Source organism: Neorhizobium sp. CSC1952, assembly GCF_030378245.1.
Lineage (GTDB): Bacteria > Pseudomonadota > Alphaproteobacteria > Rhizobiales > Rhizobiaceae > Neorhizobium > Neorhizobium oryzae_A.
The window spans coordinates 3418738-3430178 of record NZ_CP128416.1 but is presented as its reverse complement, the minus strand read 5'-3'; the positions used below and the strand labels follow the sequence as shown (position 1 = coordinate 3430178).

8 protein-coding genes are annotated in these 11441 nt (G+C 59.4%); 3 read left to right on the top strand and 5 right to left on the bottom strand.

Annotation, left to right across the window (positions count from 1 at the left end):
• Window positions 1-137 precede the first annotated feature (137 nt).
• The 3 genes from QTA58_RS16680 (at window position 138) to QTA58_RS16670 (ending at window position 6175) form a co-directional block, all read left to right on the top strand.
• Complete coding sequence (locus QTA58_RS16680; protein ID WP_289669679.1) at window positions 138-953, top strand: Hachiman antiphage defense system protein HamA; 816 nt, start codon at window positions 138-140, stop codon at window positions 951-953.
• 46 nt (window positions 954-999) lie between these two features.
• A complete protein-coding gene (locus QTA58_RS16675; protein WP_289669678.1) occupies window positions 1000-4062 on the top strand; it encodes a DEAD/DEAH box helicase in 3063 nt (1020 codons plus the stop codon).
• Between the two features lie 484 nt (window positions 4063-4546).
• Window positions 4547-6175 carry a hypothetical protein gene (locus QTA58_RS16670; protein ID WP_289669677.1) on the top strand — a complete coding sequence of 543 codons (1629 nt, stop codon included), beginning with the start codon at window positions 4547-4549 and terminating at the stop codon, window positions 6173-6175.
• 663 nt (window positions 6176-6838) lie between these two features.
• Here the strand turns inward: QTA58_RS16670 and QTA58_RS16665 are convergent.
• The 5 genes from QTA58_RS16665 to QTA58_RS16645 form a co-directional block, all read right to left on the bottom strand.
• Entirely contained in the window at window positions 6839-7261 is a 423-nt protein-coding gene (locus QTA58_RS16665) for a glyoxalase superfamily protein (protein ID WP_289669676.1), read from the bottom strand.
• Window positions 7258-8565, bottom strand: a complete 1308-nt coding sequence (locus QTA58_RS16660; RefSeq protein WP_289669675.1) for an MATE family efflux transporter — start codon at window positions 8563-8565, stop codon at window positions 7258-7260. The genes QTA58_RS16665 and QTA58_RS16660 overlap by 4 nt, the downstream gene beginning before the upstream one ends.
• Window positions 8566-9036: 471 nt before the next feature.
• Window positions 9037-9873, bottom strand: a complete 837-nt coding sequence (locus QTA58_RS16655; protein WP_289669674.1) for an ABC transporter ATP-binding protein — start codon at window positions 9871-9873, stop codon at window positions 9037-9039.
• Window positions 9874-9881: 8 nt separating this feature from the next.
• Window positions 9882-10655, bottom strand: coding sequence for an ABC transporter permease (locus QTA58_RS16650; protein WP_289669673.1), 774 nt, complete (start codon window positions 10653-10655; stop codon window positions 9882-9884).
• Complete coding sequence (locus QTA58_RS16645; RefSeq protein ID WP_289669672.1) at window positions 10652-11440, bottom strand: ABC transporter permease subunit; 789 nt, start codon at window positions 11438-11440, stop codon at window positions 10652-10654. Before QTA58_RS16645 ends, QTA58_RS16650 begins: the two co-directional genes overlap by 4 nt.
• Window position 11441: the final 1 nt, after the last annotated feature.

Sequence of the window (11441 nt, the reverse complement as noted above, 5' to 3'; positions counted from 1 at the left end):
CGAAGCGACGGTATTGCTAAGAACTAATTCTGAAATCTGAATTCAATTATACCGTGTAAGAGACGTGCGCATTCTGCATTGCAAAGATGGCTTCGAATCTACGCCATATTATTTATCGGCCTTGGGGGAGGCATACTGTGACGGCACCGAGCTATCTGAAATGGCTGGTCGATACTGGAGAGCGTCAGGCAACGGCGTGTGGCCGTGAAATCGAGATATGGGAACTAAATCCGCAGGATGACGCTGAAATCCTCTCAAACTGGGCCCGGCATTTCCGCAACCACTACATCGCCGATGCCGATTTACCGTTCATGGCTGGCGGAACGGGACTCGGCCATCCCGATTATCTAAGGACCATTCTCTTCCCCGATGCGAAGGTGGCACCCGGACCGAGCCTCCGGTCGGGAGACTTTGGCGAGATCGTCGTCGCCGACTTCATCGAATATTTCCTAGGATATTGGTGCCCACGCGAACTGCGCTACCAGGATCGCTGGAACCGAAATGACTCGACAAAGGGTTGCGATGTTATCGGGTTCAAGTTCGCGAACGAGGACAACCCCAGTCCGGCCGACGAGCTTTTTATCTTCGAGTCCAAATCTGGCATGTCTGCGTCCGGCGCGAACCGGCTCCAGGATGCGATCGATGACAGCGTAAAGGATAGACTTCGCGAGGGCATGAGCCTCAATGCCATTAAGCGCCGTTTCTTCGATCGGGGCGAAATGGGCGATGCCCGGAAGGTCGAGCGCTTTCAAAACGAGGCCGACCGACCCTTTCGCCGCATCAACGGAGCGGCCGCCATTCTCGACGAGGCCGTCTTCGCCGAGACCGATATGGCGGCGACCAACGGTGCGGTGCATTTTAACCAAGAGAATTTGCGCCTTCTGGTTATCCGGGGACCGTCACTGATGAAGCTCGTGCATACGCTTTACGAGAGGGCAGCCGATGAGGCCTGAGGAGACCGCGCTCACCATCCTATCCACCGCGCGAGCACGGGCAAAGATGCACGAGTTCCGCGTCGCGCCAGCGGACTTCAATGCGTTGCCACGCGACCCCTCGCTACTCTTCTCATTGGCGATCGGCATCTTGGGAGATGTTGCGGCCGCCGTCGCAGATACGCTCGAAGGTGCAGGAGTCGCACCGGACGCGCTTCCTCAACCGCCCGGCTGGGACGAGTTGGATGAGGACCCGCAAGATGTGCTACGCTTTTCCTCAGTTTTCTTCGATGCGTATTTGAACGCGCAGCTCGATGCCGACTTAGACAACGAGTTTTCCCTCCTGTGCGCAGCGGCATATTACATCGCCGGGAATGTCGGCAGCGCGACGGTAATCATTCGGCACATGACGGAGCCGGGCCTCGACCTCGCGGGCGGGCTTGGTCATCTCGTATACAGCATCCTCAAGAACAGCTTCGCTCCGACCGAGGCGGCCCATGCTCATCAAGCGGCGACGACTGAGCTTCTCCAGGCGCTAGCCGGCTATTTCAACTTCGAGGCCGAGGCGGATGGCATTGCCGAAGCGTGCCGCAGAATCCGCGAGTATTTCCACCGATCCGGCTCACCGCGCGAATTGCTCTACGCCGACATTGCTGGCGCCTTGTGTGCGCTCAAGCTCAGAAATTCTGCCCGGACGATCCTGCCAACAGCATCAGGCTTGGCGCCGGACGCGTGGCGCCTAGCGCTCGCGAAGTCGCATTTTCCGATCGAACTCTGGCCTGCTCAGCAGCGGATCGCGGATGCTGGCGTGTTCGCTGGACGTTCCGTAGTCATTCAGATGCCGACCAGTGCCGGCAAGACTCGCGCCACCGAAATCATTATTCGATCGGCCTTTCTATCCGGTCGAGCGCACCTTGCAGTGATCGTCGCACCCTATCGTTCGCTCTGCCACGACATCCGGGGCGACCTGGCAACGGCCTTTGCCGGTGAGAATGTGCGTCTGGACGAAGCATCAGACGCCTATCAATTCGACCTCGCACTCGATGCGCTGTTCGCCGAAGACTCGGTGCTCATCGTGACGCCCGAAAAGCTCCTCTATATGCTGCGCCGGGCTCCGGACCTCGCCCAGAGGATCGGATTGGTGATCTATGACGAAGGACATCAATTCGACGGAATGACCCGGGGACCGACCTACGAACTCCTCCTCACTTCGCTGCGCATGTCGCTCCCCGCTGAAACCCAGATCATTCTCATCTCTGCCGTGATCGGCAACGCGCCAGATGTCGCTGCATGGCTGATCGGCGATGCCGATGCGGTTGTCGGCGCCGAGGGTCTGCTACCGACGACTAAAAGCATCGCCTTTGCGAGTTGGCAGGACCAACGCGGGCGACTCGAATATGTAAAACCGGAGGATCCGGCCGAGCGAGAATATTTCGTGCCTCGCATTATCAGCGACATCGCTCTGCCTCTCCGCGGCAAGGAAACTGCCCAGCGCAGATTTCCTGAGAAAACCGGCGGTGACGTCGGTCTGTTCCTCGGCCTGCACGTCGTGCGCAACGGCAGCGTTGCGATCTTCTGCGGCCGAAAAGACAGCGTGACGAAGATCTGCTCGCGCGCCGTCGAGATCGTCGATCGCGGCGTCGCCCTCGAATGGCCGATTGAAACCTCGGACGCCCCCGAGGTGGAGAAGATCCGAGCGCTTTGCGAAGTCGAGCTCGGAGCCGGCGTGTCAGCGACCCGCGCGGCAGCGCTTGGAATATTCGCCCATCACGCCGACACGCCGCACGGCATTCGCCTCGCGATCGAACACGCCATGAAAGAAGGTATGGCGAAATTCGTCATTTGCACCTCGACCCTGGCGCAAGGAGTCAATTTTCCGCTCAAATATCTGATCATCACATCGACGCGCCAAGGCGGCGAACAAATCTTGGTGCGCGACTTCCACAATCTGATGGGTCGTGCCGGTCGCGCAGGGATGCACACCGAGGGCAGTGTCATCTTTTCGACCCCGTCCATCTATGATCAACGGCAGCAATTTCGCGGCCGGTGGACGTGGAACCGCGCAACCGAACTCCTCGACGCTCGAAACTCTGAACCCTCTCGCAGCTCGATCCTTGCCTTGTTCGATGCGTATCAGCAGCGCCAGCCGCCGATCGTCCAAGAGATTCCGCCCGAATGGCTCGATCTCGCCTTCGCCGATGCCGCCCGGATCGATGAGGTCGTTGCCGCAGCGCTCGCGGCGCAACCTAATATCAGCGAACGGGAATTCCGCCGGTTCATCGAAGGCCGCGCCCGCGCTGTCCAGAATATCGCCGCCTTCCTCGTTGCCAACATGACCTTTGCCGAAGGGGAGGACGCCGCAGCGCGAACCGGTGAACTTGCGGCTAATACGTTGGCTCATCACCTCGCTGACGAGGAGACGCGGGTTCGTCTTGTCGAAGTGTTTCGGTCGATTGGGGAGTCGATCGCGGCCAACACCGATGGCGACCAGCGCGCGCTTATTCGACGCTCGCCCCTGCCACCGGCGGCGGTTGCCGAACTCAAAACTTGGCTGACTGAGAACCTGGAAACCCTGCAGACCGCAGTGCAAGAGAACCGGCTGTTCGCCGAAATCTCTCCGTTGGCACTCCGTTTCACCACGTCCCGCGCGATCCAGGCGATTAGCGATCAGAATTTAGTTTCACGGTCTCTTGAGGAGTGGGTGGCGGGCAGATCCTATGCCGTGATCTTCGACATATTGGCTGAGGCAAGAGTTCGGGTCGGGCGTGACCATGTCACCGTCGAAGATGCTGTTGCGCTGTGCGAGAGCGGCTTCGGCTACGATGTTGCGATGATCGTTGCATCGATAGCGGACCTGACCGAGGACTTGGACGACGCACTGCACACGGGTGTCAGCCTGCTGCAAAAGCAGATTAAATACGGCCTGACTGATCGCGCGGCGATTGCGTTTCACGAGGCCGGGTTCGCGGATAGGCATGTCGCGAGCCTTCTCGGTCTTGTCTGGGGAAATGTCGTCGACCGCGGCGGCGTCCGCGCAGCCTGCCAGCAAGAGGAGATTGTACGCGCGGTGCTCGCCCACATTCCGAGTTATTTCGTAAAGGTCGCTGCTGAGCTTGGAGGATGGGCTTAACGCGTATCATGCCAGGTAGGTCGATTGGAACGCACATCCAATGTCAGCTTCCCCTCATTCCTATTTTGGAGGGCAGAGAAGGCTATAGAGGAGACATAGTTCTCATCGCAATCTTGTATGGCCCGCCGCCGATTTCCCCGCGGCACACCACCATGCGATATAGCGGACCGCCGTTTCCACGCTATTGTTCGATACTTGCGTGTCCGGGCCAGCAGTGCGGCGGCTTTCGACCCTCACTAAGCGGCTGCGAGTGTGCGGGCGACTGCCGACATGCAAATCAGTGCAGAGGCAATGCCCAGAACCTATTTTTCGGGTGCGAAAGCAGGCCAGAAACAGGGATCCAAAAACCACTGTGACAGAGACCAAAGAATCGGCGTCAAAAAGTGCCGTGTAAGCCATTGATTTATAACAGACCACGACGCGCCTTGAAAAATGAGGGGCACAAGATAGTTGAATTAATAAATTAAGTAGTGTGACATGCCCTATGATCAGCGTTGCGCAGTATCTTTCCGAGCATGGTCCCTCACGTTCCTCACGGATCGTTGAGGCACTTGTCGCATCTGGTTTATCCGCAGAGGCAGCGCGTCAGCGCGTATCGCGAGCCAAGCCGCCGATCCGCAGCTTTCCTGTTCCGCTGCTGCCTAAGCGGGAGGCGTTCCTTTATCTGGAGAAGGACCGTAACGGGGAACGGTTCTGGCAAAATTTCCTGCGCGATCTCCGCGAAACCAATTCGATTACGGCGGCGGCTATCGACGGGGTGATCGCTCGAGGCGGCATAATTCCTGCCGAGCAATTCGCGGTTGTAAGCGGTGCGACGGTCAGGCCTAAGACCGGGCAAGTCCCGGCTGATACGGTCGCCAACCGTCTCATAAAGTCCGACTTCCTCAAGGAATTCCACGACCCGGAATATGGACGCTGTTTCCACACGGCTCCGAGCTTGGCCATGGGCACACCCGCTGCCATGCGGGCGCGGGACATTACGGAACGTGTCTTGCTGGATGGCCTACGCGAATGGTGCCGAAAAATTGGTCTCGCGAGCTACAACGCTATCCGCATCCGCGGCGACGAAGATTTGAAGCCGATCGGGCCTTTCGCATTCGATCTTGCCGGGCCGAGCTATCTCCTACCGTTGCAGGGATCGGCAAACAAACCGGGCTTCGTTGTGGCGGACGTTTTCGCCGAAGGCATTTTGACCATCCATGAGATTCAGTTTTTCATCCGCAAAGCTCGCGTTCTCAAAGCCAGCTTCAAGGATATCGGCATTCTGTCGATCATCGTTGCGGAAGGCTTCACGGGCGAAGCAATCACCGCAGGACATGCGGCGGGCGTTATGCTGGCAACCCCCAAAGACCTGTTCGGGAAGCGTGTCGGGGAGGCAATCGCCTCGCTCTGCGAAGTGCTCAAGAATGCCGCGAAATATGCGTCATCGAGCCCCGAACGCCTCACCATGCTGTTGAACAACCTGTTCGATATCGAAGGGCGCAACAAGAACCTTCGGGGCATCCTGTTCGAGATGGTGACGGGCTATCTTGCAAGGCGCACAGCCATGACGATGGATATGGGCGTCATCGCCAAAGACCCGAGCACCGGGAAGACAGCGGATATCGACGTTCAGACGATCACCAACCAGAACGCAGTCGTCACGGCCATTGAATGCAAAGGTAAGGAGCCGGGCGGTGTGTTGAGTCTGGCAGAGGTGGAGGAATGGCTCGCAAAGATTCCCACATTCCGCGCTCATTACGCTCAGCACGGGTATTTGCGCGAGGCAGAGCAGCGCTTCGAGATCTGGACGAGTGGCAGCATCGCACCTGATGCGCTGGCGAAGCTGGAAGAGGAACGGGTCCGCCGCGTAAAGGCGAAGATCGACTGGAAGAACGGCGATGCCGTTCTGGCGCTGGCGAGGGCGGGCAAAGAAAAGGCGCTTGCCGATGCTCTCAACCAGCACTTCTTCCGTCATCCGCTTGCCGAAGTCGCCAAGCAATTCGAAGCCGACGAGGCCACAGGAAAAGTGCCGTCATGGATGGCTCCCATGAAATCTAACATTCCTGAGTTCCAAGGCCCGGCGATTGAAGTCGCCCCGTCGGATGGCGAGTTGGACGCCGCCGAGACCTAGCGCCCTAATTTAGGATCGCGGGTTTGCCCTTGGTTTGCCTGCTCAGGCGTTGCGGTATCGGGAGGTTGATTCAGGAACGCCGCGAAGCGCCGGGCGTGCCGCACATGATCCTGACATGTATGAGATCCCACTCCGCGCATGACCGAGGCGAGCAGATTCAAGGAGCGGATGCATAGGGGGCCACCAGCGGGAGAAACGAAATACCCCGTGAAGTGTCCGAAATTGCCGCCATTAGCCATCTAAATGCCGCTGAAAACCGCCGTCGGGCACTACCCGCCACGAGCCGTTCCGTAGTGGAGTGTGCGGGATTCGATCCGACTTAAAGGAGGGCTATAGCGTAAAAGTAGTTATCATCTTCACCCGGCGCGGCGCGCCAAATACCGCCGATTGCCCTCTACAGCGCGATATTGCCGCTGATCACCGCACACCCATCAACCGGCATGCGAAACCGCCGACTCCACGCTACAGCCCGATAAAACTCGAATGCCAGCAAACGGCAACTCCCGACCCCATTGTGGTCATTCAAAGGGCTTAACAATACATATGAAAGCCGACACTCGAATGGGCGGGTAGTCGCTGAATGCCTTAGTAGTCGACGGTTGATGTCTGGCGATGTCTCGGGAATGCAGGGTAAACTTTCGGCTGCGTTCGATACCAGGGGGGTCATCCGCTCTCTGGTTCCACGATTAGTTGCGGTTCTCCGTCCGAGGTTCGCCGATGTGATCGGCCGTGTTCGTTGATCGTGCTGTTGATCTGACGGCGCAGGTTCGTGAAACTCTCGAACCTGACCACATCAACCGGCGTATCGAAGCGGATCGAAATCTGGCGATAGTGCGCCGGACCAGAAATGCCGATGATCTGCCCGGTAAAAGGCTGACCGAGATAGCGGCCGCGCACCCGGTCGCTCAGGGCCAGGTCTGGAGGCGCATTGCGCCGTGCCAACCGGGCGTGGAGCGTGTTCCAGTCCCTTGCGCCGTGCTGTTTGGCTATCATCTCCAACGACTGCGCATGGCTGATCGCAGTTCCTTGCGCCTGAAGCGCCGCGCGCAGGGCTTTGGCCTGCGCTTTTGCGTCGTCAATCGTCATACCCCTTTCTCCGCATCAACAGCTGGGCTTCCAGTGGGGTGAAGAACGTTGCGCCCTATGACCACGGCGATCATCAGAATGATCGCGTCCGCAATCGGAAAGGCCAGCCAGATGCCCGACACGCCGAAGCCGGAAGAAAGAGCCAATATAAGCAGCGGCGTCAGAAGCCAGGGCTTCACCAAAGTCAGTGCGGCCGTCCGAAGGGGTTGCCCGAGAGCCTGGAAAAATAGCGCCAGGACGAGGATTGGACCGGATGACGCGTAAAGCAGCATCATGGGCCGCAGGATCTCCGCAACAGAAGCGATCACGGCGGGGTCGTTGCTGAACCAACTGCCAAGAGTAGTGCCCGCAAAAATGCCGATCAACACCACCGCCAGGCACCAGAGTAAAGCGGCCCCCATCGCCAGTCGCAACACGGCGCGCGCCCGGTCACTCCTTCCCGCACCGGCATTGTTTCCGGCAATGCTTTGCGTGGCCAGCGCGATCGCCATCTGCGGCAGAAAGGCGAAGCCCAATAGCCGGGTTACGACACCGTACGCTGCAACCAGCGCGTCATATTCCGTGCCGGCAGAAAACTGCAGGGAAAGGATCAAGATACTGGCGACCACCGCGATGCCGATGAAGCTCAAGCATAGCGGCATGCCCAGCCGCAGGATCCGTGACCACCCTCCAAACCAGCTTTGCGAGCCCAGAACCGAGAGTGGCAGAAGCGTCTTGCTACGTGCTCTCACGTAGACCACCAGCACCAACCCGAGGGCTTGGGCCGCAACCGTGCCGAGGGCGGATCCGGAAATCCCCAGTTCGAGCACGACGATCCCCAGCCAGTTTGCACCGATATTAAACAGGTTGACGAGCACGGACAGGGCGGCAATCAATCCGGCACGACCTTCGTTGCGCAGAGCATCGGCGTGAACGCCAAGCATCAACTGTGCGGGCGCGCCTAGGATCATGATCCTCAGATAATCCTGCGCCAATCCGGCGACCTCTGGATTGCCCAGGGCTATGGTTTGAACCAGCGCGGTGCCGGCCACCGTCCATAGCGCGACGAGGCCGACCGAAATTGCCAGCACCAGTCCGTGCGCCTCGGCAAAGATCTGCCCGGCGGCAAGGCGATCCCCGGCACCCAGATACCGGCCCATCAGGCTCGACATCCCGCCGCCAGCAAGGGTGGTCAGCGCCGAAAGCATCATTGCGATCGGAAAGGCCAGGCTTACCGCAGCGAGCGCGTCGACCCCGATAAAGTGGCCGACGAAAATCCCGTCGACGACATTAAGAACGCCGCCCATCGACATGACTACGGCCATGGGAAGGGCGTTCGACAGAAACAGCCTACCGATAGGGGCGGCCAGAAAGGGATTAGCGTGTTGGTCAGCGTGCCGCGTAGACATCGCTCACTCCTCTTGTGAGGCATTTCAAAGTGGAATGGGGGCCTGCATTGCCCACCGCGCGAAATGCTTCGAGGGTGAGGGTGTCTTGTCTAGCCGGACTTCACCGTGGCTTGTGCCGCAGGCGGCAGGTGCCGGAACCTTGCGCGAGCGTGTAGAGGATTTGGAGCCACCCCGTCAATCAAAATTGCGACCGCGCGATCGTCCGTTGAGATGACGCTTTTGGCAGCTTCCACCGGCAATCAATCTCAAAGCCGACCATCCGCAAACCACCCCATAGGAGCCATTCGCTCGTGCCTAGATTTAGAGGGCTATGGCGTAGACATAGTTCTCATCATCACCCGGCGCGGTGCGCCATTTTAGTGGGATTTCGGACGCGACCGAAAAATCTCAGCCCTCGCCTGGCTGCGGCTGCAGTTGGGATTTCCTGATAAGGCCTAGAATATGGGAGCGCAGCTCACCGAACCGGTGACTTTCGCGTGTCGTCAACTGGTCCCGCTGGGCTCCAAGATCGACCGAAACGATCTCCTGCACTGACGCAGGATTCTTGGACAGGACGACGACACGGTCAGACAAATAGACGGATTCGTCGATGTCGTGAGTTACGAGGACGACCGTCATGGCCCGCGATCGCTGCAAAGATAGAGTCAAATCTTCCAGCTCCATCTTCGTTTGCGCATCGATCGAGGCGAACGGCTCGTCCATGATGAGCACCTCCGGCTCGGTCACCAGGGCGCGCGCAATGGCAACGCGCTGTTGCATGCCGCCCGACAACTGCCAAGGGTAGCGGGCCTCGGACCCTGCCAGTCCGACGCTCGCCAGCGCCGCGCGGCAGCGCCTTGTTTCCTCCGCTGACGAAAGTTTTAGATTGTAAAGCGCTAGCGCAACGTTCTTTTCTGCCGTCATCCAGGGCATCAGGGAGCGCGTGTATTCCTGGAAAACGACGGAGATCTTGGAATTCGGACCGGTCAGGACATTCCCGTCGAGCAGTATCTCGCCGGATGTCGCCGGCATGAGTCCGGTCAGGCATCGGAGTAGCGTGGTCTTGCCGGCACCCGAAGGTCCGACGAGACACACGAATTCACCCTCATGCACCTCGAAAGAAATATCCTTCAGGACTTCATGCCCTGCGCCGATTGGACCGTAAGTCTTGGAGAGCCCACGGATGGCCAATCGGGATTTGGTTGAGTTATTAGCCACTTGGGCGACAGCATTCAAGGTTTGCATCCTTTGCCTTATCGGGATCGAGCCATTGCCCGGGACTGGATATGCCAATGCAGCAACCGGTCGCGGACTGCGTTGGAAACTGCGTTCAGAAGAAATCCGAGGATCGCGAGCAGGATGATACCGGCCCATACGCCTTCGGAATCGAAGGTCAGCTGCGCCTGCATCGTTATGAAACCGAGCCCCCTGTAGGCTGCGAGCATCTCGCTCGCCACCATCAGTATGAAGGCGACCTGCAACCCAGTCTGGGCGCCGCCAACGATCGACGGAGCGGCGGACGGGAGCCAAACGACCGTCAACTCCTTCCACCACGGGAGCCTCAGGCTGCGGCTGACGTCGAGCAAAGCTGGGTCTGTCCGTTTGAGACCGTCGATCGTGGCAAGCGCGATCGGAAAGAACGTACCGAGTGTGATGATCGCCAGTTTGGACGTGTCGCCGATCCCGAGCGCCAGCACGAAAGGCGGGATCAGCATGATGATCGGGATCGAACGCGCGAAGTCGAGCAGAGGGGAAAAAAGCACCCGCAACAACGGTAGCCGCCCGAGCGCCAGCCCGGCAGCGAATCCGAGAACGCAGGCCATCGCGTAGCCAAGCAGCAGGTTCCGCAGGCTCGGCAGCACGTCCGAAAAGACCCGGTCGAAAAGCCAGAGCTCCCGGAACTTCTGGAGGATTGTCAGAGGTCCCGGGAAGAACGGATTGGGGCTGAGCGTGGTCCAGATCGCATAGACAATGATCAGCGCGATCGGAACCAAAGCGCCAAGAAAGTTGCGCGACGGGATCATCATGCATGCTCCTCAAGTGGGCGGCGGCCACGCAGAATAGCCTGTTCGAGCCAGTTCAGCGCTTGGGCGAACAACGTACCGATGACGCCGCTCCAGAGGATGAGGCCGAAGGCGAGATCCGACTGCAGCGCTTCCTGCGCAATTAAGATCCGGCGCCCCAGCCCCGGCGCTCCGCCGAGCAGGCCGGCCCCGATGGCCAGCAGGAGCGCGAAGGTCGCGCCGATCCGGATGCCGGTGATGATGAAAGGCGCGGCGCTCGGAAGCACAATCGACGTCTGCACCTTATGCCATGGCAGATTCATCGCCCGAGCTGTTTCCAGCATGACCGGATCGACGTCGCGGATACCGATCTGCACCTGCAGAACGATAGGCCAGATCGCCCCGAAAGCCGCCAGCGCTATACCGAAGTTCCAGGTCGGCCCGAGCACCATCAGGAGCAGAGGCAGGATGACGATCGGCGGCAGCGGCCGCAGGAACTGGATCGTCGGGTCCAGTGCGGCTCGGACCGGCTCCCAGACGGCCGTGGCCAGTCCCACGGTCACGCCAAGAAGTATGGCCAGGCCAAGTCCCATCAGGGCCATGCCGAGGGTCTGTCCGATGGCGACCCAGAAATCCGGATCACGAACGACCCGCAAGCCCTCGCCCACCGCGTCGGACATGGTGGGAATGCCCGACACGCCCGCCAACGGCCCCACTGTGGTCAAAAGCTGCCAGATCGCGAGCCAGATAGCAAATCCGGCAACACCACCGGCGAGCTTGCCGGTGATGGTTGAGGCAATGCGCGCCATG